The organism is Fibrella forsythiae (genome assembly GCF_017353175.1).
Lineage (GTDB): Bacteria > Bacteroidota > Bacteroidia > Cytophagales > Spirosomataceae > Fibrella > Fibrella forsythiae.
In genome coordinates, this window is record NZ_JAFMYW010000013.1 from 38647 (window position 1) to 64215 (window position 25569).

The 25569-nt window shown below is 52.8% G+C and carries 22 protein-coding genes; 13 read left to right on the plus strand and 9 right to left on the minus strand.

Annotated elements, in window-relative coordinates:
* Positions 1 to 58: 58 nt before the first annotated feature.
* The gene (locus J2I46_RS29440) at positions 59 to 295 is read right to left on the minus strand and encodes a hypothetical protein (RefSeq protein WP_207332692.1); all 237 of its coding nucleotides are present in this window, start codon (positions 293 to 295) and stop codon (positions 59 to 61) included.
* An 83-nt stretch (positions 296 to 378) separates the two neighbouring features.
* Here J2I46_RS29440 and J2I46_RS29445 point away from each other — a divergent pair, with 83 nt between their 5' ends.
* Together J2I46_RS29445 and J2I46_RS29450 are read left to right on the plus strand one after the other, a co-directional pair.
* Positions 379 to 759 carry a gamma-glutamylcyclotransferase family protein gene (locus J2I46_RS29445; RefSeq protein WP_207332693.1) on the plus strand — a complete coding sequence of 127 codons (381 nt, stop codon included), beginning with the start codon at positions 379 to 381 and terminating at the stop codon, positions 757 to 759.
* A 24-nt stretch (positions 760 to 783) separates the two neighbouring features.
* Positions 784 to 1200, plus strand: coding sequence for a DUF1801 domain-containing protein (locus J2I46_RS29450; protein ID WP_207332694.1), 417 nt, complete (start codon positions 784 to 786; stop codon positions 1198 to 1200).
* Between the two features lie 29 nt (positions 1201 to 1229).
* On the opposite strand, the gene arr is transcribed toward J2I46_RS29450, so the two are convergent.
* Together arr and recQ are read right to left on the minus strand one after the other, a co-directional pair.
* Positions 1230 to 1676 (minus strand): NAD(+)--rifampin ADP-ribosyltransferase, encoded by a 447-nt coding sequence (arr, locus tag J2I46_RS29455; protein WP_207332695.1) that lies wholly within the window; start codon positions 1674 to 1676, stop codon positions 1230 to 1232.
* Between the two features lie 63 nt (positions 1677 to 1739).
* Entirely contained in the window at positions 1740 to 3941 is a 2202-nt protein-coding gene (recQ, locus tag J2I46_RS29460) for a DNA helicase RecQ (RefSeq protein ID WP_207332696.1), read from the minus strand.
* A 163-nt stretch (positions 3942 to 4104) separates the two neighbouring features.
* On the opposite strand from recQ, the gene J2I46_RS29465 reads away from it, so the two are divergent.
* From J2I46_RS29465 to J2I46_RS29485, 5 genes are all read left to right on the plus strand, one after another.
* Positions 4105 to 4785: a response regulator gene (locus J2I46_RS29465; RefSeq protein WP_207332697.1), complete on the plus strand. Its 681-nt coding sequence runs from the start codon at positions 4105 to 4107 to the stop codon at positions 4783 to 4785.
* Positions 4785 to 6167, plus strand: a complete 1383-nt coding sequence (locus tag J2I46_RS29470; RefSeq protein WP_207332698.1) for a sensor histidine kinase — start codon at positions 4785 to 4787, stop codon at positions 6165 to 6167. Before J2I46_RS29465 ends, J2I46_RS29470 begins: the two co-directional genes overlap by 1 nt.
* Before the next feature lie 75 nt (positions 6168 to 6242).
* On the plus strand, positions 6243 to 7193 hold the full coding sequence (locus J2I46_RS29475) for a DUF8428 domain-containing protein (RefSeq protein ID WP_207332699.1): 951 nt from the start codon (positions 6243 to 6245) through the stop codon (positions 7191 to 7193).
* Between the two features lie 42 nt (positions 7194 to 7235).
* Positions 7236 to 8390, plus strand: a complete 1155-nt coding sequence (locus J2I46_RS29480; protein ID WP_207332700.1) for an endonuclease/exonuclease/phosphatase family protein — start codon at positions 7236 to 7238, stop codon at positions 8388 to 8390.
* Between the two features lie 137 nt (positions 8391 to 8527).
* Complete coding sequence (locus J2I46_RS29485; protein ID WP_207332701.1) at positions 8528 to 9079, plus strand: hypothetical protein; 552 nt, start codon at positions 8528 to 8530, stop codon at positions 9077 to 9079.
* Positions 9080 to 9171: 92 nt separating this feature from the next.
* Here the strand turns inward: J2I46_RS29485 and J2I46_RS29490 are convergent, their stop codons facing one another.
* Positions 9172 to 9387, minus strand: coding sequence for a hypothetical protein (locus J2I46_RS29490; protein ID WP_207332779.1), 216 nt, complete (start codon positions 9385 to 9387; stop codon positions 9172 to 9174).
* 206 nt (positions 9388 to 9593) lie between these two features.
* On the opposite strand from J2I46_RS29490, the gene J2I46_RS29495 reads away from it, so the two are divergent.
* Positions 9594 to 9965, plus strand: coding sequence for a c-type cytochrome (locus tag J2I46_RS29495; RefSeq protein WP_207332702.1), 372 nt, complete (start codon positions 9594 to 9596; stop codon positions 9963 to 9965).
* A gap of 70 nt (positions 9966 to 10035) precedes the next feature.
* On the opposite strand, the gene J2I46_RS29500 is transcribed toward J2I46_RS29495, so the two are convergent.
* The 3 genes from J2I46_RS29500 to J2I46_RS29510 all read right to left on the minus strand — a co-directional run bounded on the left by J2I46_RS29500 (position 10036) and on the right by J2I46_RS29510 (position 13386).
* Entirely contained in the window at positions 10036 to 11208 is a 1173-nt protein-coding gene (locus J2I46_RS29500) for a cellulase family glycosylhydrolase (protein WP_207332703.1), read from the minus strand.
* Between the two features lie 154 nt (positions 11209 to 11362).
* Positions 11363 to 12712, minus strand: coding sequence for a sensor histidine kinase (locus J2I46_RS29505; protein WP_207332704.1), 1350 nt, complete (start codon positions 12710 to 12712; stop codon positions 11363 to 11365).
* A complete protein-coding gene (locus J2I46_RS29510) occupies positions 12709 to 13386 on the minus strand; it encodes a response regulator (RefSeq protein ID WP_207332705.1) in 678 nt (225 codons plus the stop codon). Before J2I46_RS29510 ends, J2I46_RS29505 begins: the two co-directional genes overlap by 4 nt.
* Positions 13387 to 13637: 251 nt before the next feature.
* On the opposite strand from J2I46_RS29510, the gene J2I46_RS29515 reads away from it, so the two are divergent.
* From J2I46_RS29515 to J2I46_RS29535, 5 genes are all read left to right on the plus strand, one after another.
* Positions 13638 to 14504: an SDR family oxidoreductase gene (locus J2I46_RS29515; protein WP_207332706.1), complete on the plus strand. Its 867-nt coding sequence runs from the start codon at positions 13638 to 13640 to the stop codon at positions 14502 to 14504.
* A complete protein-coding gene (locus J2I46_RS29520) occupies positions 14501 to 15103 on the plus strand; it encodes a gluconate 2-dehydrogenase subunit 3 family protein (protein ID WP_207332707.1) in 603 nt (200 codons plus the stop codon). Before J2I46_RS29515 ends, J2I46_RS29520 begins: the two co-directional genes overlap by 4 nt.
* Before the next feature lie 56 nt (positions 15104 to 15159).
* Positions 15160 to 16752, plus strand: a complete 1593-nt coding sequence (locus tag J2I46_RS29525) for a GMC family oxidoreductase (RefSeq protein ID WP_207332708.1) — start codon at positions 15160 to 15162, stop codon at positions 16750 to 16752.
* A gap of 65 nt (positions 16753 to 16817) precedes the next feature.
* Complete coding sequence (locus tag J2I46_RS29530) at positions 16818 to 18149, plus strand: family 1 glycosylhydrolase (RefSeq protein WP_207332709.1); 1332 nt, start codon at positions 16818 to 16820, stop codon at positions 18147 to 18149.
* A 7-nt stretch (positions 18150 to 18156) separates the two neighbouring features.
* Positions 18157 to 18963: an alpha/beta fold hydrolase gene (locus J2I46_RS29535; RefSeq protein ID WP_207332710.1), complete on the plus strand. Its 807-nt coding sequence runs from the start codon at positions 18157 to 18159 to the stop codon at positions 18961 to 18963.
* A gap of 438 nt (positions 18964 to 19401) precedes the next feature.
* On the opposite strand, the gene J2I46_RS29540 is transcribed toward J2I46_RS29535, so the two are convergent.
* A complete protein-coding gene (locus tag J2I46_RS29540) occupies positions 19402 to 24834 on the minus strand; it encodes an SdrD B-like domain-containing protein (protein ID WP_207332711.1) in 5433 nt (1810 codons plus the stop codon).
* Between the two features lie 154 nt (positions 24835 to 24988).
* Entirely contained in the window at positions 24989 to 25303 is a 315-nt protein-coding gene (locus J2I46_RS29545; protein WP_207332712.1) for a hypothetical protein, read from the minus strand.
* Positions 25304 to 25569: the final 266 nt, after the last annotated feature.

The following is a 25569-nucleotide window of genomic DNA, read 5'->3' on the forward strand; positions in this document are numbered from 1 at the left end:
AATCAAATGGTTTGATTGAGCAGCGCCCCTTGACACTTGTAACATGAAACTTAACCCCCTACTCTTCTACATCGCCTACCAGCAACGCCGCTTCGTGCAACAATTCCGTGGCACAGATCTCGTCTGTAAACGCTTCGATGGTGGCATCCACAACGTCCAGATCGACCAGCGCCCGTGGCGATTGCTCATCGGCAACGAAGCCTGCCAGCGCCCGGCCAACATACAGCATGTGCAGGGCAGAAAGTAGCGTCGGTAACCGTTGGCTATGGCGGGTTTGCGGCTCTTCGGAGTTCATAAATTCATAAGGTTATCCAGGCTCGATAGGTTTCAATTCAATTTCCTATCTTCACTAGCCTAATCCCATCAAAATGGTCTTCCATGAACCTATTCGTCTACGGCACCCTACGAAATACGTACGATAACCCGATGGCTCAATTGCTTCGGCAGCAGGCTGTGTTGATTGGCCACGGCTACGTACCTGGCCGCCTCTTCGACTTGGGCTGGTATCCCGGTGCAACGTACGAGCCCGACAGCCCCTACCGCGTTTGGGGCGATGTATTTGAGTTGACGGACGAATCGGTCCTGAACCAATTGGATGAGTATGAAGGCATTGAAGATCACCCGGACGATGAGTATGCGCGCCGCAACGTACCTGTACAGATGAACAACGAAGTGGTGGCGTGTCAGATGTATGTGTTCCTCAAAGCAGACGGCCAGCAAACGCTGCTCGAGTCTGGTAATTACTTAAGCAAGCACTGATCCGTCAGAATCAAGTACATCATCATGGCGACGACAAACAAGACGATCGAAACGTCGGCAAGCGTTACTGATTTTATCAGCTCGGTTGCAGACGACACCAAAAGAGCCGATTGTTTCCAACTCATCGAGTTGATTGAGAAAAGAACTGGTTTACCAGCCAGAATGTGGGGATCAGCCATTGTGGGTTTCGGCACCTATCACTACAGGTACGAGACTGGACGCGAAGGAGATATGCCTCTTGTTGGCTTCTCGCCTCGCTCGAATGCTATCGTGTTTTATCTCTCCCTGAATGCCGAAGCTAAAGCTGACTGGCTACAACGGCTGGGTAAACACAAAACCGGTAAAAGCTGCATTTATATCAAAAAGCTTTCCGACGTTGATCTGACTGTTCTGACAGACATGATCACTGCTTCAGCTAATCAGAGCCAGGCGCCACGGTAAACTACCCGAACGATCTGCCCGGATACTTTTTAGTTCTCTATCGAGTCAAGCCCTTGTTCCCGGAGTTTAGCCAGGCCATCTTTCATTGCCTTAAGCTGTTCTGGTGAATGACCCTGCCAGCGGGTAACCTCGCCTACCACTTTAAAGGGATGCGTTGAGCGATAAGCCATTGTTGGATTACCCGGAAATTTCTTGTTTGTCAGATTTGGGTCATCCTCAATTTCACCTGTCGGCTCTACCAGATAAATCCGTTCGCGGCCTTCGCCAGCTGCAAGTTCGGCTCCCCAAACGGCTGCGTCCAGCGTGGCTGTCAGATAGATGTGATTCAACGCATTGTCTTGCGTGTAATTTGAGTTGAAACCAACCTGTATAAACTCCCCGATCGTCAAATCAGCCTTTGTGCCATGAAAGTATGTCTGAGCAAAAGGGCTGTAGAAAGGTGTATTACTTTTAGTGGCGCTTTGGTCTTTTTCCATTGGTGTGAACTGAGGTTGACCTGTTATAAGGTGGCGAACACTGGCGAAACAACCACTGCTACCCTAGTGCTTCATCAGCGCAATCGTAATGTTAATTTTCCCGTAGTCGTAACGGCCTTCAAGGTGATCGAAGACGGGTTTAGTGCGATTTTCCTCAATACCCACTATGGCAATGGCGGCTTCGATCTCGCGGCGTTCGGCAGGAGTAATCAGGCTCTCCAACTCAACGTCATAACCGCCCTGACTAAGCTGAATCAGGTGGTTGGCAATGCTGGATGGGCCAAGCTCACGGGCCTGCGCGATCTGCTGAATGGTCATTCCCTGCTGGTAAAGTTCCAGCGTCATCTGCTGCGTCGATCCTTTTGGCTTTGCTGCTTCGCGAGGCCTGCTCGGTGCTTCACTACGTACCTGCCGCTGGCTTTCGCCAACCTGTACGCCAACATAGTCGGCAATTTCGGTCAGAAACGCCGTACCGAACATTTCCAGTTTGCGTTCGCCCACCCCCGATACATTGCGGAACGCGTCGGGCGTGGTGGGGCGCTGGCGGGCCATATCTTCCAGCGTCGAGTCGGTAAAGACCACGTAGGGCGGCACGTTCTGCGCGTCGGCAATGCGTTTGCGGAGGGTACGTAGCCGCTCGAACAGCTCGTCGCGGTTGCTTTCAGTACGGGTACGGGTTGCTTTTTCTACCACCGGCTTGGGTACGTCGTCGGGGCGAACAAGGCTGATCGTTTTGCCGTTGAACAGCACATCGTCGGCCAGCAGCCCCTTGCGCAGGGCGTAATGATTTTCGTAGGCCACCTCAATCACGCCGATATTGATGAGCTGGTGCAGGTAACTCCGCCACTCCTCAAATTTCAGATCGGCGCCAGCCCCATAGGTCTTGATTTTATCGAACCCCTGCGACACGATAGAATAATTCCTCGAGCCACGCAGCACATCGATCAGCACATTCATCGGCACTCGTTCGCCGAGCCTGATAATGGCCGAGAGAGCTTTCTGCGCAACGGTTGTGGCGTCGAAGGTGATCCGGGGGCTACGGCAAACGTCGCAGTTACCGCAGGGTTCGGGTAGCTGTTCCGAGAAGTATGAGAGCAGAATCTGGCGGCGGCAGGTGTTGGCTTCGGCATATTGCTTCATCCGTTCCAGCTTCGCCAGTTGTAATTCCAGATTGGCGGGCTTGTTCTCGGTGAGCATCTGCGTGTAGGTGGCTACGTCGGCAAAGCTATAGAACAGGACCGTTTGCGAGGGCAACCCATCACGACCGGCGCGGCCGATTTCCTGGTAATAGCCCTCGATGTTTTTGGGCATGTTATAATGCATCACCCAGCGCACGTTGCTCTTGTCGATACCCATCCCGAAAGCGATGGTCGCGCACATGATCTTCACATCGTCGCGCAGGAATGCCTCCTGAATACGAGCGCGCTCACTGGATTCCATACCGGCATGATAAAAAGCGGCGGAGTACCCCTTTTCCATCAGCTTCGTCGCCAGCGTTTCGCACGATTTTCGGCTCAGGCAGTAAATAATACCCGACGTATTGGGCTTCAGGCTGATCAATTTGGTGATCTGCCCAATGCGGTTGGTTCCGGGCAGCACCTGAAGGCTCAGATTGGTGCGGTTGAACGAGGCGATAAACACGGCCGGGTCGCGCATGTCGAGCCGGTCGGAGATATCCTGCCGGGTGAGGCGATCTGCGGTGGCGGTCAGCGCAATGATAGGTACGTTCGGAAACCACTTTCTGAGCGTATTGAGCTGGGTATATTCTGGCCGGAAATCGTGCCCCCACGACGAAATACAGTGCGCTTCGTCGATGGCGAACATGGATATCTTCATCCGGTTCAGGAACACATAAAACGATTCAGACAGCAGTTTTTCGGGCGATACGTAGAGCAGTTTTATTTTGCCACTGACGCAGTTAGCTTCCACATCGCGCATCTCTTTCACCCCCTGCGAACTGTTGATATACGCCGCCGCAATGCCGTTCAGGTGCAGGGCCTCGACCTGATCTTTCATCAGCGCGATCAGCGGCGAGACCACTACGCACAGACCGGGCATCATCAGGGCCGGAATCTGGAAACAAACCGATTTGCCGCCACCCGTTGGCATCAAGACCACCGTATCACGCCCACTCACAATTGACCGGATAATAGCCTCCTGCATGGGCCGGAAGCGATCATACCCGTAGTACCGTTTGAGGTAGACAACAGGGTCCTGACCAGTGGGTTCGTATACGGTTGAAAGGGGCGATTCGTCTGTTAACATACGGTGGCAAAGCGGAAATTTAGTATAGTAAAGATACGAAATTTACCCCATTTGGCCAGTCGCCAACCGCCACGAACTACCCGTTCCAGCCAGCCAAAATGGGGTCTTAACTGGTTGTTAGCTATATTAACCCGGTCTTGTGTTCCCACAAACACACCCTATCATGAAAATTCTGGTCATCGAGGATGAGGTCAAAACGGTTCAAAGCATTAAACAGGGACTCGAAGAGCACCAGTGGGAAGTCGACATAGCCTACGACGGCACGATGGGTTTCCGGCTGGCCACCCAGTCAGATTACGCCCTGATTATTTCCGACATTATTCTGCCCGGCATGAATGGGCTCGACCTTTGCCGGAAGCTGCGAGACGCCAACGTGACAGCGCCCATTTTAATGCTGACCGCCCTCGGAACAACCGACGACAAAATCGTTGGGCTCGATGCCGGCGCTGACGATTACCTCGTCAAACCATTTGAATTTCGTGAACTGATGGCCCATGTCAGAGCCCTCACGCGGCGCAACCATCATACCGCTCAACCAGCAAACGTGCTGAAAATTGCCGATCTTGAACTGAACCCAGACACCAAAAGCGTGGTGCGGGCGGGCAAAGAAATAACGCTGACAGCCAAGGAGTTTCAGTTGCTCGAATATTTTCTGCGCCACCAGGGGCGAGTCATTTCGAAAGTGGAACTGGCCGAACGATTCTGGGATGTAACCTTCGACACCGGCACCAACGTGATCGAAGTGTACATCAATTTTCTCAGAAAAAAGATTGATCGGGATTTTGAGCCGAAACTGCTCCACACCCAGATTGGCATGGGGTACGTTGTCAAAATGCTATCGTGATGATCAACATACGTACCCGGCTCACGTACCAGTTTGCCATACTGGTCACGCTGATTCTCCTGTTCTTCTCGCTCGGCGTTTACTTTTTCAGTAAGCTCTATCTGGAAAAACGCTTCTACAAACGCCTTCAGGATCGGGCCATTACCACCACAACTCTCCTCTTCGATTTACAGCAAACCGACAGTACCGTGCTTCGGATGATTGAATCGGCCGAAAAAAAGCTGCTCCTCAACGAGAGTATCTCGGTCTACAACGAGCGCACAAAAGAGATCCTCTTTTCGACCAACCCGGCCAATACCCAATTCCACGAGCAGTTTATTCCCCGCCTCGATTCAACCATTCAGACGTTGTATCTCCACCACGACGACTACCAGCTTGTGGCTATTCGGCTAACCGGCGGCAACAGCAGCAACTGGGTCATTGCCAGCGGCATAGACGAGGTTGGCCAGGAGGCGCTGGCCGACCTCAAAAAGATTCTGCTGATCATGATCCTGGCGGCTATCCTGTTGCTGGGCATGTCGGGCTGGCTCTTCGCCGGACGGGCGCTGGCACCGATGTCGGGCATCATCAGGCAGGTCAATACCATCTTTCCGGCGAACGTTGCGAAACGGGTGACCCACGCAAACCGGTCGGATGAAATCGGGCTGCTGGTAGCCACCTTCAACCAACTGCTCGACCGGATTGAGCAGGCGTTGAACACCCAGAAAATGTTTATCGCCAACGTGTCGCATGAGTTAAAGAACCCGCTGACCAAGATTAATTCGCAGATCGATGTGGCCCTCATTCAGAAACGAGACCCTGACGCCTATGAACGCACTCTGCGCTCGTTGCAGGAAGATACCCGAACCCTGACCCAACTGACCAACGCCCTGCTCGAACTGGCCAATTCATCGATTCAGCCCCAGGCCATGAAGTTTGAACCCGTGCGTATGGATGAACTGCTTTGGGAGACCAAAACCCAGTTGCAGGCCTGGCACGATGACTATATCATTCAGCTAACCTTCACGGATTTCCCGGATGACGAAGACGCGCTCATTACACTGGGGAACCGGGCGGCCCTTCAGGTATTACTGATGAATCTGATCGACAACGCCTGTAAGTTCTCCCCCGCCCAAACGGCCAACGTTGACTTCAGGGCCGATTACCAAACAATCAGCATCACCGTCTTTAACAGGGGCCCACAGATAGCCGACACTGATCTGGCCAACATTTTTCAACCGTTCTTTCGGGGAGACTCAACGGCTCAATCGAGCAAAGGACATGGTGTTGGGCTGGCCGTTGTGGCGCAGGTAGCGCAGCTTCATAACGGCAGGGTTACCGTACAGTCGACGCCCAACGGCACCACATTCACGTTGGAACTTGCCAATAAACAGCAATTTTAAGGTGGTTTTAAAGTGGGCTTAAGTCTGGGTTAAGTTGGGTGTTGTTGTTTTGCAACGTACCTAAACTACTGGTGTATGGAAGCCGACACAATGAACACGAAGCAGGGAGCAATCAATATGACCATCGGGTCATTGGTAGGTATTCTCTCCTTGCTGGCCTATCTGTTCATCGGCTCCCGTAATGAAACGCTGGAGGTTCAGAAACAACTGACAACCAAAGTAGAGCAGTTTGCCACTGTTCAGGTTAAGCTCGATTCCATTTCCACCGTTCTTAATCAGAAGATCGTTGAGGTACGGCAGCTTGGCGGGAGCCTGAGCGGACTACAACGCATCAAGCAGCAGTTGGAGAACGATAAGAAAAAGCTGAAATATGATCTTAGCTTTTCTCTCCAGCAATATGATCTGAAAATCAAGGATTATACCAGCTTTCTGGCACAGAACGAATTGGATATTAATAAGTTAAAATCAGAAAACGGCTCATTACTTACCCGCGCCCGTACCCTGGAACAAGAAAAGCAGAGTATACTTACTGAAAACGAAGGCCTGAAATACGAACGAGCGGCGCTAGCCAAAACGGTGGTCGATTATTCCCTTCAGAATGCTGACCTGAAGGAAAAAGTAACACGCGCTTCGGCCATTAAGGCGGTAAACGTAGAAGTGGCGGCCGTGGCTACCAACGGAAAAGAACGCAGAGTCGGACCCTATAAATCGTCGCGCATTGATCGGCTGAAAATTGCCTTCATCATTCCGTTCAATCCAGTTTCGCAGGTACGTTCCACCGACATTTATCTGCGCATTCTGGACCCTAATGGTGCCGTTGTTGGCGACAATTCCGGGGCGGGCGTCTTATCAATCGACGGGCGCGAACTGGGGTACAGCACCCGGCAACCAGTTGATCTCGAAACGAAAGACCAATTGGTATCCATGCTCTTTCATCGTGACACGGACTATAAGCCAGGCACCTACACGGTAGAACTGTATGCGGAAGGCTTCCGAATCGGCGAGGGTCGATTCGATGTAAAATAACGTCGCAAAGCTGGCGAACTCTATCACCCAACGGTCAAACCGATGTCGACTTTTCGAAAAATCACTGACGTAATATCGTCATTCCTGCCCTTTTTCTGGAGAACGCTGACCGACGCGATCCGGCTATTTTTTACCCGTTACCGGCAGTTTCCTCTCGCCTACAGTGCTATTCTGTACCTCTTTTTCACCGTATCTTTCTGCTATTATCCCGTTGCCGACCACTGGGCTACGGGTTTTGTGATGATGAGCCTGCCCCTGGCCATTCCCAGCGGTGTTGTGGCCTGCGTTTACCTGCTCTGCAAACGGCAGCAGGCTATCGCAATGGCCGGTCTGGTCTGGGTGATGTTTTCGTTTGTATTGGTTAAACGGGTTGTTGGCACGAATACGGGCGAGTTAGACATGAATCAGGTTCAGGCACTCAAGGTACTGAGCTTCAACAGCGAAACCTTTCCCCTGGGAACTACCACCGAATTCGACAAATCTCTGAGCGCAGATATTGCCTGTTTTCAGGAGTATTCCCCCAACGCGCAGATCGAACGGCAGTATACTGCCAGGATCGAGAAACTGACCTGTTTTGGAAACGATCGGCAAATTGGGCTGGCTGTATTTTCGAAATACCCGGTAGTGAAACAGTATGGCCGCATCTGGACCAGAACTGACGGACCCGATATTAATGGGTTTCTGTGTGCCGATATTGCCTACGGAGCCGATACCATCCGGGTTGTCAATGTACACTTATTGTCGATGGGCGTACGAACCAGCAAGGCAGTTACGGCATTGAAATCCGGCGATCTACTTTGGTTCTTTGCCGAAGTTGGCGACACCTTTCACCGGTTGAAAGAAGGATTCAAAAACCGAAACGAACAGGTTCAGGAGGTGGAATCATACGTAACGGGTAGCCGGTATCCGGTCATTATCTGCGGCGATTTCAACGAAACACCGATGGGGTATTCATACGGCAAACTGAGTCGGAACTTTAGAAACGCCTTTGAAGAGGTGGGGCAGGGCATGGGGTTCACGCTCAATCGCCACCCCTACTGTGTACGCATCGATCAGCAGTTCGTTAGCCAGGATTGGCACATCAAAACCTGCCAGACCTTATCTGCCATCTCGTTCTCCGATCACTTTCCGGTTCTGGCTCAGTATGTACTAAAAAAATCGCTCGTTGCACCTGCACCGGTACTGGCTCAACACTAAGGTAGTAATCCTGCATGGCCATTCAGATTTTCTCTTAAGGAAACTACCTTAAAATTCGCTTAAGGCATTGCTTTTGGGCAACTTTTCCCTCACATTTCCGTCCAATTAGCGAGTTTAACCTTAATCAATTTGAACAAATGAAAAAATCTGCCATGTGGCTGACCTTTCTGCTCGGCCTGTTGATCACCTTCTGCGCCCCGGCTCAGGACGCGAAGCCTAAAAAAGAGAAAGCCAAGAAAGAAAAGTCAGAAGCCAAAGCGGACAAGAAAGAGGCTAAGGAGGATAAGAAAGAAGCTAAAGCCGATAAGAAGGCCGCAAAGACTGACGCCGAGAAAGAAGCCGCAAAAGCCGATAAAGCAGCGGCCAAGGCTGAAAAGAAAGCAGCGAAAGAGGCAAAAAAAGAAGCCACTGACAAGCCAGATGCTACAAGCAAGGCAGATAAGAAGGCTGCCAAAGCAGACAAAAAAGCAGCTGAGGCGGCCGATGCAGTTAAAAAAGCAGACAAGCCGGAGAAAGTAGCTAAGGCCAGCGCTAAAGAGACTAAAGCCAGCCCCGCCGATTATAAAGCACCGGTTGACCGGTCGATGAAAGGCCCCAACGGCGAGCAGGTTATGACCGGCCCACGCGGTGGCAAGTATTACATCAACAAGAACGGCAACAAGACGTACCTGAGCAGCCTGAAAGACTGATCAAGGAGTTTTCTACAAAAAAGGCTAGGTACGTATGAACGTACCTAGCCTTTTTTGTGCCGATTAGGTACGTGGCTGGTCTGGGCAGACAATTACTGCATCCCGCCTTTCACTGATTCATAGTCTGATTTCAACCGGCCCACCTCGCGGGCTAGAAACGTCTGCAACTGCTGATTGAACGCTTCTTTTTCGGTATCGGGCAGGCTGTTGTACAATTCTTTTAACTCCTGATTGATAGCCGCCCGTTCGTCTGCGGTTGCCGCATTGATTGATCGGGTATGGTAACTTCTAAAATCGTAGGTTGTCATATAGCCAAAACCCAGACCCGATTGGGCAAGTTCGCTTAACATTTTCGACACAGACTAAACTTTTAGGGTAAAAAACGGTCATATACCTGTTACACGGGTAATAAGTCGTGGTTGAATTGGATTCAGCACCGGTCAACGTTTACCTTTGTCTCCCCAGAATACTACAATACAACTTAGTCAACCCAATTGCCAATCAAGTTTTTACGATGAAAAAAGCGTTCGGCTTCCTCCTTGCTACCGCCGGTCTATTGTCGGCATCATTTTCGGCCCAGGCGCAGGATAACATTCCTGACGATATGAAAGCCCTCATGACCAAATATACCTGCATTGCCTGCCACCGGGTAGATGTAAAATTGGTTGGACCGGCTTACAAAGATGTGGCTAAACGCAACTACACTAACGATCAGATCGTGGAGTTGATTTATAACCCCAAGCCAGCCAACTGGCCCGGCTTTATTGCCATGGCTCCGATGAAACAGGTGCCTAAAGAAGACGCGCTGAAACTGGCTACCTGGATTAATACACTCGATGGTACCCCTGCCAAAAAAGGCGGTGCCAAGAAAGGTAAGAAAGCCTAGTTGATTCGTTCTGTTTTAGCATAAAAAAGCCGCTCTGGATGTCCAGAGCGGCTTTTTTATGCTAAAACATCTATTTCTTACCCATCGCCGATTTGATGGCCTGCTCTTCGGCCGGGTCATAGAACGTGCCGTCGCTTTTCAGGATTTCGTGGAACCAAATGCTCGGTTCCCGCCCGTTTACGTAGGGTTTCTGCCAGCTATCCCAGGGCAGAAATGTCTGCGATTTCCCGGCTACAAATCCCCAGCAGATCATACCCACCTTCTCGCGTTTGGCAATGGGCAGGTGCGTCTGGAACTTACTGTTTACGCCCCGCGCCATGAACTCAGTACAGATGAGTGGCCGACCTAATTTCTTCAGTCCGGCAATCAGTTTCTCCAGCGAAGGCGCATCACTGTACTGGTGAAACGTAATGACGTCAGAATTCTCCAGTTGCATCCGGTTAAAGGCAGGAATAGCCGACGCGTTGGTCCAGTCATCGACAAACGATTTCCAGATGCCTGACGACAATGGCTGAGTTGGATTCACGGAACGCCCCCACTGGAACACCTGCGGTAGCAATTTGCCGATGATGGCAATCTTGCGGTCTTTGGGCAGCTCTGTTTTTATCGTATGCCGATCACCGTAGCTGTTGTCGTTGGTATTATCGGGCTCATTCCACATATCCCACATCAACACCCGGTTATCATTTCTGAAGGCACCGATCACACCTTTCACGTAGGCTTCCAACCGTGGATACTGCGATACGTCGGTCAGCGCATCGGCTCCCGGCGACTGCACCCAGCCAGAGTTGTGAATGCCTGGAACCGGATCATGCTGTTTGCCCAGTTTCGGGTATGGGTCCCAGCACGAGTCGAACAGCACCAGCATGGGCCTGATCTTGTGTTTCTGGCAGATGTTAAGGAAGGTGTCGATGCGCTTGATGAACCCTTTGGCGTCCTGCTGATAGGGTAGATCGTGTAAAAAAACACGCATGGTATTGACGCCCATTTGCTCAGCCCAGCCTAATTCCTTATCAATCGTGGCCGGATCAAAGGTTTCGGCTTGCCAGAACTCCAGTTCGTTGATGGCATTGGCCGGATTATAATTGCCGCCGAACAGAAACGGTTCTTTGGCATACCAGGCATTGGCTTTTGTTGCCGACCAGCGGCCGGGTGCCGACGGGACATCGGCAGATTTGGGTTGAGCAAAACTCAGAAAGGCTGAAAGCCACAAGACGCTCAGCAGGGTAAGGCGTTGACGCATAGATGATACGAGAAAGTTGGTCAGAACGAGACAGACGACCAATTCCCCGCCTGTTGCCGGGTACGTTCATCTGCCTCACTGGTAAAAGCAGAAAAATGCTATTTTTGGGTGCTATCTGCCAAAAAAACAGTAATCGACCAGACTAACCTCCGACTCAGGCAGTCCCAACAACAGGCATTGGAAACTGAACGGTTACCGTTGTCCCCTCTCCTTCAACAGACTCAACCGTGATCGTTCCGTTATGCAGCAGTACGATCCGGTGCGTAAGGGCCAGCCCGATACCGTGCCCCGGAGCCACACTCGTTGTTGACGGCGACCGGTAGAAGGGCTCGAAAAGGTGAGGGAGCGCATTGGCCGAAATACCATATCCTTTGTCGGTAAACGCGATCTGAATCTGATTCGGCGCAAACGTGATTCGAACCGCCACGCTACCATTGGCCGAGTATTTACAGCCATTCTCCATGAGATTCTGGAAGGCCGTACGCAACAGCGCTTCTTCTCCCTGAATAGTCAGTTCATCGTCCTGATCGGGCAGGTTCTCGAAATCGATATCAACGATATAGGAAGGATTCTTCGTCAACAGCTTACTGCGGGCCTGCCAGAGCAACTCATCCAGCCGGGTAGGCCGGAATGAAATGGCTGTTGATTCAGAACTGGCCCGGGCCAGATCGAGCAGCCCGTTGGCCAGATCAATCATGGTCTGTACTTCATCGAGTACGTCGGCCAGCGTTTGCTGATAATACGGCACATCGCGCGCCTGCATCAGCGCCACGTCGATATTACCACGCATGATAGCCAGCGGTGTTCGCAGTTCGTGTGAGGCATGCGACACGAAACTACGCTGGGTGACGAAAGCCTCTTCCAGCCGATTCAGCATATCGTTGAAGGTCCGGGCCAGTTCAGCCAGTTCGTCGCGTTTCCGGCTAACGTGCAGCCGCTCATGAATGTTGGTTGCCGAGATGTCGTTTACCTGATCAATAATTTCAGAAACGGGCCGGATGGCATCAGATGCAAACAGCCAACCCGCCACGCCGACCATAACAAAGCTGGCCAGCCAACCAAAAATAAGGATTTCGCGGAGGCGGCGCAGCTTGTTGAACCCATACTGGTCATAAGCTGTAGCCACCACAACCAGCGTTTTGTACCGAATACCGATCGTCTCAATTTCACCGTGCGTCAATCGGATTTCATGCCCCTCGCGGATATGGCGAAACTGCCTGCTCGTTAACGGTGGGTTATATCCTTTTCCCGCAGAGAAAACAACCTGATTCAGTGAGTCGTAGATCATAACGCGTTCACCAACCATGACGGGCAGATCATTACGGGCTACGTCACCGGCATCTTCACGTACCCGAACGGTTGTGGTGGCTTTTTCATGCAGACGATCATAGAAATCCAGTTCCCTGTACTGATTATACAGCAGGTAAATAGAGACAGAGAACAGCAACAGAATAGAGCCAACCAACAACGAGAAAAGTAAGGTCAGCCGGGCGCGGATCGTCACTCTTCCTTCATGATGTAGCCCATACCAATAACGGTGTGAATGAGCTTGGTCGGGAATTCTTTATCGACCTTTTTCCGCAGAAAATTCACGTACACATCAATCACGTTGGTACCCGTGTCGAAGTGAATATCCCATACTTTTTCGGCAATATCTACGCGGGAGACCACCCGGCCCCGGTTACGCATCAGGTATTCGAGCAACCCGAATTCTTTGGCTGTCAGCTCAATCCGTTTGCCGCCCCGGCGAGCAATTTTCTCATTCAGATCAAGTTCCAGATCGGCAACGCGCAGCACACTTACGGCGCTTCCGCCTTCGGCGCCACGTTTGTGAAGGGCACGAATACGAGCCATCAGTTCGCGAAACTCAAATGGTTTCACCAGATAATCATCGGCACCGGCTTCAAAACCGGCCAATTTATCATCTACTGACCCCATCGCCGTAAGCATCAGAATGGGAGTCTGTACCTGTTCGTGTCTGATCGTCTGGGCCAGATCGAACCCGTTGATCTTGGGCAGATTCACATCCAGCACAATGACGTCATAACTATTGCTCAAGGCCATTGTCCGGCCGATTTGCCCATCATAGGCCAAATCAACTTCGCACTTTTGCTCTTCCAACCCTTTCTTAACGAAAGAGGCCAGCTTGGGCTCATCTTCTACCACTAGGACTTTCATATCCGAAACATACATAGTATCCATCAATAGTTGAAAGAGTGAAAAACACGAATTATCCAATGAACCGCCGTAGATGTTTAGTTTATGCGCCGGAATAGTGGCAACGAAGCTCCCATTTGTATATTAAAACGCCGCCAAACCCCTGTTAAAAAGGCGTTAAGGGCCGGAACCGGCCGTTCAGGCCCATTTATAACCAAGCCAGAGTTTTACCAGTTGAAAGAAATAAATGCCAATAATATTTTCTCAACGGTATGCAAATGCAGGAATCTCGTCCTTCTTCTGACGAAATAAAAGGCGAAAAATTGCCCTACCCAGCGCGGCAGTCAGACATGAAACGCCAGCCCGACAGCGATTTATCGAACTATAAGGCGGCAAATAAATTAACTGGCAAGGTAGCGCTGATCACCGGGGCCGATTCGGGAATTGGGCGGGCGGTGGCCATTGCCTTTGGAAAAGAAGGGGCCGATGTGGCCATTCTTTACAACGAAAACACCGACGACGCCGCTGAAACCAAACGGATGGTGGAGGCCAACGGCGGACGCTGTTTGGTTATTCAGGCAGACGTTCGGGAGTCGAACGCCTGCCGCGACGCTGTTCAACAAACGGTAGACGAATATGGTAAGCTGAACATTCTGGTGAACAATGCAGCGTATCAGATGGCGCAGGAAAAGTTTGAAGACATTACCGAAGAGCAGCTTCGCCGCACCTTCGAGACCAATATTTTCGGCTACTTTTTCATGGCACAGGCGGCCCTGCCGCACCTGCACGAAGGTGATGCCATCGTGAACACAGGTAGCATTGTCGGTATCGTAGGTAACCCATTACTGATCGATTACACAGCAACGAAAGGGGCCATCCACGCCTTCACCAAGTCGCTGGCCATTCAACTGGGCGAACGGGGAATCCGGGTCAATGCCGTGGTTCCCGGCCCCGTCTGGACACCCAATATTCCGGGTACGATGCCAATGGACGAAGTTGAGCATTTTGGCCATGAGGTGGCACTGGCCCGGCCCGGCCAGCCCGAAGAATTGGCACCCGCTTACGTTATGCTGGCGTCGAGTGATGGTAGTTTCATGACAGGTAGCCTGGTAGAAGTAACCGGCGGAAAATTAGGATGAGCCACCCCACCCACTACCCCTCTGGCACCGTACGTGAGTTACTGGCCACCAACCATGTTAGCGACAAGACCCGCGAGGTATTAACCGAACGACTCAACCAGCAACCTGGTCCGCTCCGTTTTTTCACTCAGGAAGAAGCCACTACCCTGCGTCATATTGCCAGCCGCCTGTTACCACAGCCTGGCGAAGCCGGGTACGTCATTGACCTGGTTGACCCGGTAGATAAACGGCTGGCAAATAACGAAAGCGATGGCTGGCGGTATGACGTACTTCCTGCCGATACTGACGCGTACCGATTAGGGTTACAGGGCTTTCAGGAGTCAGCTCAGGCAGCCTACGGCCAGTCATTCGATCGGTTAACCAGTGGCGAGAAGGATGACCTCATTGGGCAGATACAGGCCGGAACAGCTCCGGGTGAGATCTGGCAACAGCTGCCGTCTACACGTTTTTTTGACGATCTGCTGGCCGAACTCGTCGTTATTTATTACAGCAATCCGCTGGTTCAGGAAGCGTTTGGGTACGTTGGTATGGCCGACAGACCCAGTTGGGAACTGATTGGGTTGAATGAACTGGAAGCGCGCGAACCAAGAGAGCTATAATTTTTTGTTGGCGTAGCCCCCGCCCTGCAGGGAGGCTACGCCGAAACCATATACACATGCCGACTTTATCGAGCAATGAGACGTCTTCGCAAGGACGTACCTATAGTACCAATGACACCGTCGATGCCGTCGTGATTGGCACTGGCGCAGGAGGCGCCCCCCTTCTGGCTCGCCTGGCACAGGCAGGCCTACGCGTAGTGGCACTGGAGGCCGGACCGGAAAAGAACCCGAAGACCGACTACGCCACTGACGAACGGGCGCAAAACTTTCTCTTCTGGAACGACGAACGGCTCAGTGCGGGTCAGGATCCACTCGCTTTTGGGTCTAATAATTCCGGAACGGGCGTTGGTGGATCAACGCTCCATTTCACGGCCTATACGCCCCGCGCCCAGCCCGACGATTTGCGCCTACAGACCGAGTTCGGCGTGGCTGCCGACTGGCCCGTTGATTTTAACGAAGACATTGTTCCGTATTACAACGAGATCGAGCAGTTCCTGGGCGTTTCGGGTCCGGCCAGTTACCCGTGGGGGCCGGCACGTACCCAGTCATATCCCCTGCCCCCGCTTCCCCTGAACGGTGCTGCTCAACTGATGCAGCGTGGGTGTGCCGATCTGGGCATTCGTACCTCGCCAGCGGCCAATGCAGCGCTATCAGGGCGTTATTTTCAGCCGGGGGTTGGCTGGCGCGAGGCGTGTACCAACCGTGGCTTTTGTCAGGCGGGTTGTAGCATAGGAGCGAAAGCCAGCATGGACGTAACGTACCTGGCGCTGGCCAGAGCACATGGAGCCGAAATTCGACCCGATTCATTCGTCACCAGCTTTGACCGTGATACACAGGGACGCATAACGACGGTTATCTACATCCGGGACGGGCAAACATACCGACAACCTTGCAAGGCCGTTTTTCTGTGCGCGGGTGCCGTTGAAACGCCTCGTCTGCTACTGCTGAATGGTCTGGCAAATAGTAGCGGGCAGGTAGGTCGGAATCTAATGGCTCATACCGGCTTGCAGATTTGGGGCGAATTCGATGAGGATGTTCGGCCTTACAAGGGGATTCCGGGCGGCCTTATTTCGGAAGATATGCACCGACCGTTTTCCAACAAATCAGCCGATTTTGCGGGGGGGTACCTGCTTCAGTCAATCGGTGTAATGCCAGTTACCTACGTGAAGCAACGGGTACGCGGCACCGGCCTTTGGGGGCAGGCCCTGCACGACGCGATGAGCCGGTACAATCATGTGGCAGGCATCAACATTCTGGGCGACTGTCTGCCTTATGATCATAACTACCTTGAATTATCGGACGAAAAAGACGTTCGGGGGCTGCCTAAACCACGGGTATACTTTACTAATGGCGAGAACGAAAAGCAAATGAATGCGCACGCCGACCGGATTATGCGCGAGATTTGGGCGGCAGCAGGGGCTAAAAACGTGTGGGCATTCCCCCGCTCGGCCCATGTAATTGGTACGTGCCGAATGGGTCATTCGCCCGACGATTCGGTGGTTGATGCCAACGGCCGATCGTTCGACGTACCCAACCTGTATATCAGCGACAATTCCACGTTCCCATCGGCACTGAGCGTAAATCCGGCGCTGACAATCATGGCGCTGTCACTCCGAACAGCCGATAAATTTTTGCAGCAGGCTGGATGATAAACCTGGAGGCCCGTGCGCCTCTCTGCCATTACTCATCATGCACATAAATCGAGTTAAACATTATGGATTTTTTAAAACATATTGAAAAACACTTCGGTACCGGAGCCTACGACGGCGACCAGTATGGAGGGTCAACGGCTTCCAACGGCAACGGCCTTCCCGACGGTTCACCATCGAACTTTATGTTCGCAACCGGAATCGAATGCTCGTATCCAACGATCAAAAAAGGAAAAGTCAGGCGGGATCAGCTTCGGGAATGTGGTCATTATGATCGCTACAAAGAAGACATTGGGCTGGTGAAAGAGCTCGGGTTGAAAGTGTTACGGTATGGCCTCCCCTACTACAGCATCCATCTGGGACCTGGCAAGTTCGACTGGGAATTTGCCGACCTTGCCATGAACGAGATCAAGCGACAGGGCATCACGCCTATTCTCGATCTGATGCACTTCGGCGTGCCCGACTGGGTTGGTAATTTCCAGAATCCCGAACTACCGGTACTTTTCGCCGAATACTGCGCCGCCGTGGCCGAACGCTATCCGTGGGTACGTTTCTACACGCCTGTGAATGAGATCTACGTAACAGCGAGGCATAGCGCCAAAGACGGTCTCTGGAACGAGCAGCTAAAGACGGACAAGGCGTTTGTAACGGCCCTAAAACACACTGTAGCGGCCAGCATCATGGGTACCCAGCAGATTGCCAAACGGCGGCCCGACGTAGTGATTGTACAGAGCGAAAGCGCCGAATTCGTTCATGAAGTGTGCACCATTCCTACCCCGGAAATAGAGCTGCACAATGAACTCCGATTCCTCTCGCTCGATCTGTTGTACGCGCATCCGCCCACAGCCGATGTTGCGCTCTATTTGCTCGACAACGGCATGACCCGGAAAGAATACGACTGGTTTATGGCTGGCCAACCTCCTGGTTATCAGGTAATGGGCAATGATTATTACGGCCGTAATGAGCAGATCAAACTCCCCAATGGTGAGATCATGAATTCGATGGACGTGCTGGGCTGGTACCAGATCACCAAGCAGTATTATAGTCGGTATCATAAGCCGGTAATGCACACGGAAACGAATGTATTCGAGGCCGACAACGCCCCGACCTGGCTATATAAGCAGTGGATCAATGTTATGCAAATGCGCCGCGATGGCGTGCCCGTCTTGGGTTTCACCTGGTATAGTTTGATTGATCAGATCGACTGGGATACGGGCCTTGCCGAGCAGAATAATCGGGTCAATGCCTGTGGCCTGTACGACCTCGATCGCAAGCCCCGCCCGGTAGCCGACGCCTACAAAACGATCCTTCAGGAATTTGGCCAGATCACGATTGTTCCCTACGGCCAGATGCTGGAAATCACCGATCAGCCGGCGAAATTGAAAGTGGAATTCTAACTATATTATGCTTCACACCCTCACCCGAACACCGCAAAGCGCTACCGGACCGGCGTTGGTATTCCTGCATTATTATGGCGGCTCAATTCAGTCCTGGAGCACCGTAGTGGATCGATTGGCAGCTGATTTTTACTGTCTGGTTATTGACCTTCCGGGTTTTGGCGATTCACCGCCAATCTCTGACCACCAGACCGTTGATGATGTAACCGAAGCAGTTACTGACGCCATTAAGGTGCAATTAGGTGATCGGCCATTTGTGCTGGTTGGTCATTCGATGGGTGGAAAACTGGCGCTGGCCGTTGCGTCAGGTACATTATCCTCGCCAGCATCGGCCGCGCTGCAAGGGTTGGTGCTGCTGGCACCATCACCCCCCGTTCCCGAACCGATACCAGACAAGGATCGACAGGCCATGCTTGATCAACCCAGCTTACCACCCGACGAACAGCAGAAGGCCGCCGAAAAAACAGCCAACAACATTACAAACAGGCCTCTTTCTGAACTAACCCGGCAGCTCATCGTTACTGACAACCTACGCAGCTCTACTGAAGGCTGGATTGCCTGGCTAACAACGGGAAGTCGCGAGGATATTAGTGCGCGTATGGTGCCTATCAACGTACCTATAACCATTCTGGCGGGCGACCACGACAATGCGCTACCCCATTCGGTACAGACCGACATGGTGCTTCCCTATTTACCACAGGCGGCATTAACCATTGTTGCCGGGGCTGGCCATTTGTTGCCCATAGAAGAACCCGATCTGGTTGCAAACGCTATCAGTACATTCTGTCGGCAACTTAAGCAACAGACAACGTAGTCACACGTCAGGCATGTAGGTACGTTGCTAATGACTCCTTTACGCAACCACTTTATCGCTCTTACGAGCCACTGTAGTAAACCAGTTGCATTCGTAAAAGGAGACCGGTGTGAAGAGCCTGTACAAACCCATCAGCCTACCTTTCCTCTTCTGAAATGAAAAGCCTGTTTCGGTTCTATACTGACCGAAACAGGCTTTTCATTTCCAACCCAGCTAATCCAGTAATCAATCTATCAGACTAACAATCACACCCTGGCGCACGACCGGCACTCATCAGTAACGCCGCACAAACAAGTCGTAAGGCGGTGTGTTCAGCCGTTAGTCTCGCCGTTTTATTTCATGCCTTCCGAGCGGCCTGCGCTACTGGGTAAACCCAAAAAAAGGAGGGTAAAAGATGATTCTTTTACCCTCCCGACAAAACTTAAATCCGATTAGTTATTAGTTGCCGGTACGACCTGCACGCTTGCTCTTCCGAATTACATATGGCACGCACACGTCCGTCGGACAAGCACAAACCGTTGGCTTCAATACCACCGTCACATCCGTATAACAACCCGACTCATTGTAGACCCGGACCGTATAGGGCTGATCCGCTACCGGATTCGACAGATTGCTTACAAGCACTCCATCGGCCGGAATCGCTTTGGCCGCGCCTGACAGCGAAGCCCCTGCGTTGAAGGTGCTACCCAGCGAGTACTGATAAGTGTATGCGGAGTTAAAGCCGCTCAACACCAGTTTACCATCGGTCTGTGGACTGCTGCCTGCGCAAGTGACCGGCACAGCCATGGCCTGGAAGGTAGGTAGCGTGTCTTCCTCCACAATGAAGGGACAGCAACTGAAATCAGGGCAGTTTCCGCTGGCATTATCCACCATCAGGCTGTAAATACCCGGCTCTGTCACCGTCAACACGTTGCTGGTCTGCCCCGCAAGCGGCACATTATTCCGGAGCCATTGGTAACTGCTTCTTCCGAGCGGAGCTGTCAGGTTGAACATATACGAATCGCCGGCACATGCCCTGAAGGGTACCGATGTACAGACTGTAGCAACATCGCCAGGAATGCTCGCCGTGTTGTAGAGGATACCGGTGCTGTCTACCCTGGCCTGGAACGAGAGGGATAGACTCTGTCCTCCACTCAGACTACCCACCAGCCAGGTGCTGATAGGAGAACCCTGGGTGAATGTCGTTCCAGCGGGAATAGTTGCCGAGTTAGCTATGTAAGTGAGCCCCGATGTTGTAGAATCGCGAACGACAACGTTATTGGCCGTGACATTTCCTGAATTGGTGAGCACCAACGTGTAGGTCAGCACGTCGCCAACTTTTGCCCGTGATTTGTCGACCAGCTTTTCAAGAGATAATTGTGGCGTAGAGCTAATCGAACAACTGGCTGGGGCCGCGTAGGTCAGCGAAGTCATACCGCAGGCGGTAGCACTGCTTAGCACTGTCAGGGTTTTGACTAAGCCATCCGAAGGCAGACCCGTCAGCGTGTAGCTGGCCGGACCGTTGCCGCTCAGGCTCACCACCGTGCTCACACTGCCCACACTGATGGTCAAGCTCTGTGGGCTGGCATTGTTGACAGCCGCGTTGGTGGCCGAGACCGTGCCTGTCACCGTGTAGGTGTTGGTGGCTGAGGCACACACACCAGGAGTGGCTGTGGCCGTCAGTGAGCAGACGGGCACAGCGCTGGTCACAATACTCAGGGCCGCTACGGCTGAGCAGGACTTGGCATCGGAGACCTTCACCGTGAAGGAGGCCGTACCGCTGGCGGTGGGCGTACCCGAGATGACACCCGTGGCGGGGTTCAGACTCAGCCCCGCGGGCAGACTACCGCCCGTCACCGTATAGCTCAGCGGCGCCGTACCACCGGTAGTAGTCAGCGTCTGGCTATAGGGACTGCCCACCTGACCGGCAGACAGACTAGCGGTGGTCAGGCTCAGCGAGCAGACCGTGCAGGAGGCTGGCGTGGCGTAGCTGGTGCTGGCCGTAGCCGTGCCCAGACTGGCCACCACCGTGTGCGAAGGTGGAGTCGAGCCCGATACCCCCGTCACCGAGAAGCTGGCTGAGCTCTGGCCCGCCGTCACGGATACCGTCCCCACGGTAACTCCGTTGTCGGTGAGGGTGAGCGTACCCGCCGGCGCATTGGTGAGTGAGACCGTGCCCGTGGCGGTGTAATTGTTGGTCAGTGTGTTACAGAGGGGTGTGCCTATCACTACCGAGAGACCCACCGTGCAACTGGCCGGAGCCGTGTAGGTGGCGCTGGTGGTCTTGCCCCCCAAGCTGGCCGTCACCGTGTGACTGCCCGTGCCCGAGTTCAGGCCCGTCAGCGAGTAGCTCACCGAAGTGGCGCCCGCTGAAACGGCCAGGGTGGTCGAGACAACCCCATCGGTGATGGTGGCTGTGCCCGCTGGCGCGTTGGTCAGCGAGAGGGTACCCGTCAGGGTGTAGCCGTTGGTGGCCGACTGACACACTCCAGGTGTGGCCGTCAGGGCCATCCCTACCGTGCAACTGGCCGGAGCGGTGTAAGTCGCCGTAGTGGTGCCGCAGCCGGGCAACGAGACCGTCACCGTATGCGAGCCGGTGCCACTGGTCAGGCCACTCAGGGAGTAGGCCACCGAGGCAGCCGCAGCAGGTACGTTTACGGTGGTCGATTGGGTACCATCCGTGATGGTGGCCAATCCGCCCGACGTATTACTCAGGCTGATGGTGCCCGTAACCGCGAATTGATTGGTAGCCGAATTGCACGTACCTGGCGTGGCCGTGGCGATCAGGTTACAAGGCAACACACAGGCCGCAACCGTCAGGCTCGACACGGATGCCGAACAAGCCGTATTGCTGCTGAAATGAGCTTCCAGCGTGTGCGTGCCGGTTCCTCCAAGTACGAAGAACTTGGTGGGCTGGGGTGAGGTCAACCCGTTGGTGACCTGAATCGTGTCGACAGCTACGCCATCCCAGCTAACAATGATGTCCTCGCCTACTGGTCCATTACTCCACGATAGGGTTGCATTTATTTCGCGCTGGGTGCCGGTGCAGGCACCCGGCAGTACATTGCTAATGCCAAGCGCACAGACGGCCGGGGCACAGGGTTGCGGAGCCAGAATCGAAGCCGCATCCTGACAGCCGGCATTGAAGCCTGCCGTAATGGCGTGGGCCGCCCCGTCGGCCGCGATGGTAAAGCTGACCAGCGCAGGCGAGGTAGATCCGCCCGTTACGTTAATGGTTTGCGGACTGGCTCCGGCCAGCGTAACGGTGATGTTCTGACCAGCCGGTGGATTAGCCCAGGTCACAAAGACATTCACCGTAGCCCGGCTCACACCGCCCGAATACGAACAGGGGCTAACCGTCGTGTTGGCTACTTTCACATCACAGGTGGTGCTGGGGTAGAGACCCAAATCCCAGGTCAGGTCGATCTCGGTGGCCGACAGGGAGGTCACCGCAGCAATGATGCCTTCGGAATCTTTCGTTTTATCCGGACCAACCAGGCTGGGCGAAACGGCGTAGCCGGATGGTGGGTAGAACACGGCAAAATAGTCGCCGGGGGCCAGATTGGGGAACAGGTAATTTCCCGACCCGTCGGTAACGGTGAAGCCCACGAAGGTATCGGTTGTCTTGTTGGCCACTCCATCGCCGTTGTCTTTGTAGAGTTCAACCTTCACGCCCGATATGCCCAGTTCGCCGGGGTCCTGGATGCCGTCTTTGTCCGTATCCAGCCAGACAAAATCGCCATATATAGCGGGAGTCAGCGGCTGTACCTTAATACCCACTTTGATCGGTTCGGCGGGTAACAAAGGCTGATTGTTATCGGTGCGTGTGCCAACGTACCCAAACGAGTTCCAGGCAATTTCGCCAGCCGTGGGGGCATTGGTCGGGGCGCGCATGGGCCAGGTGAGCAGCAGCGAATCGCCCGGCTGCAACACAATCGTGCCAAAATCAAACCCAAGCGATTGCACTTTGGTGATATCTGCCGGTGGAGCCGTCGACCAGTTGGCGGGGGTACACCCCGCCGGATTATAGCCCAGTTCGGGACGACAGGGATTGCTTTCAATCGAATAATAGACCGTTACGCCAGTGGGCGGCGTTACCGGCCCGGCCAGGTTGGGCCGCCACTGGGTGAGTCGATCCTGAGTATCCAGCACGCCTTTATCACCAATGAAAGGTAGAATGTCCATTACCTGAATACCGGTCATGGGCACATTTCCCTCATTGGACACCCGAAGCCGATAATCGGCCAGCCCACCGGGCACGGTCAGGCCAAAGGCAGGGTATTTGGAGTAACCCGCATCGAGCTGCCCCTTCACCAGTTTTTCGGACGTGAGTTTAGCCAGCGACTGGAGGGTAATAGGCACTGAATTTGAACAGGTCATTTCGGTGGTATTACCGTCTCCGTCGATGTCGTAGGTATCTACGTTCTCTCGGTAGGGACAGCCAGCTATATTATCGGCAATTATATAGCCCTGATTGACTTTTTGCGTCAGGGCACTGGAGTTTTTGACAATGGCCTTTAACGTAATAGTCATCGACCTACCCGTAGGTATACTTTCATTGAGTTGCCACTTCAGAAAGGTGTTGGCACCACTGGTAGTGGAGCTGAAGACAGGCATAGTAGCTCCATACTGACTGGTATACGTCCAGGAAACAAACTGTAGCTCATCTGTCTTGAACACATCGGCGACAATGGGATTATCCAGGGGTAACGATGGGGCTCCACCGTTGGTAAAAACAAGCTGATAAGTCACCGTATCGCCAACGGTGCGGGAAGGACTACCCACCAAAACCTTGTCAAATGATATGAATGCCCCTGTTCTGGGTGGCTCAATAGTTGCCGTAACACAGGCCGATCTGTTGATTTGATCGGAGGTGGCGCGTGCGCAGTTTGTAACAGGGCCTAATGGCGCATCGGCTGCCACATCGAAATAAACCCTAAACCCGGTTGACGTATTAGCCCCGGGTGTAAATGCATTAGTAAGGCACCAGCGCACAATGGTTACGTACTCGTTGGCGGGTAAAGTTACTGGTATACTGAGGCCAGCCGTTACCAAAAAAGGCGAACCCGGCAGCGTAGTCCAGTTTGTATTCAGGTTTGTCTGGTATTGGATACTAACGGTATTGCCGTCATAATTTTGCATTATGCCGGTGTTAATGGATTTGACTCGTAGCTTACTTGCCATCGGCAGGGTATCAACCAGGCATAAGTTGGTTTTAGCCACGTTACCGCTTGAGCCAATATACAAATCATAATAACCTTCCTGACCTTGCATCAGTCGGTTCGCGCCCAAAGAAGGAACAGCTTGTATCTGTTTATTGAGATCAAGGCTAAGTACACTGTTAACCGTTGTCGATACGGTGTTACTCACCGTGGTTGAGCCCCCGGAAGTGATGGTGGCACTGTTGGGCAATACCGTTCCGCCGGGGATAGCGGAACTAACATTACCCGAAATTTTCACCTCACCCGTCGTACCAGCGGGCAAATTACCCAAACTAAACGTTACCTGCCTCAGGCTCGAATTATACACCCCATTGGCAGGTTGTAATGTTACACCGTACATGGGTGGAATAATGTCATTGATCACCACATTCGTACAGGGGTTTGTGATGCTGACACAGTTATACTGGATCGTATAGGTCAGGATTCCGTCGGGATTGAGCGATGACCTGTCAACCGTCTTTCGAACCTGTAGACTCTGCGCCTGCGCTTTATACGACGGTGACGCTGCGAAGAGCCCTAACAGGGCTAGTAGAACATAGATAAAGCCAGCGCTACGTCCGGTGGGTGCGGGCGTACAGGCTCTCGGCGGAACACACCTCAGCACAGCCCCCCCGGAGGTAATGTACTGACGGATTCGATCGGGGTAAAAGCGAGTATGTAGTTGGTTCATAGACTGCCTTTTCTTTTGAGGATTTTGCTGTTTTACCATTGTGTGCTTCTGTTACGGTAGTTTGTTGCTCGATGCGTTCATTTGGTCAGGAGCGTGTCGCCCATTTTACCAAGCCGAGTAATAGGATGCTTCTGCTGGCTTGAGTGCCGCTTTATCAACTACTATAGCCGTCTTGATTTGGGTTGTAGGCGCTACCAATTGAAGTCGGTTGACTAAGTCCGTTGGCCGGAATAGTGGCCGTCAACTTAACCCCCGTACAGTTGGCGGTTATGCTGGCACACTTATACTTGAAGGTGTATGTGAACGGTTCGCTGGCTAACACAGCCGCTTTGTCGGTGGTGGCGGTTAACTCAAGGGTTTGTGCCTGAGCTACACCGACCAAAAGAAGTACGCCCAGAAGTGTAAAGAAACCCCAGCTTGCCAGCTTGCTTCTGTAGGTGCGATAGAGGAGAGAGTAAAGTTGATTCATATACCTAAATTTTTCCAACAGGTGTGTCACTGGCGGCGGTAACCAATAGGGTTGAGTGCCATTGAATGAAAACAATTAGCCGGTTTCAGGCTGTTGCCGGAGCCGATTCATCACTCCCAGCTTCCGGCGCTGCTGCTTTCCCCCTGGTCAAACAATGTGCCACATGGTCTATGGTTTGGCAAGTATCGTATATTAGTTTACTCATTTTATATTGAGTAAATTTACTATTTCCATTTCAACCTAAGCCAGCAAACTACAAGGCTAAG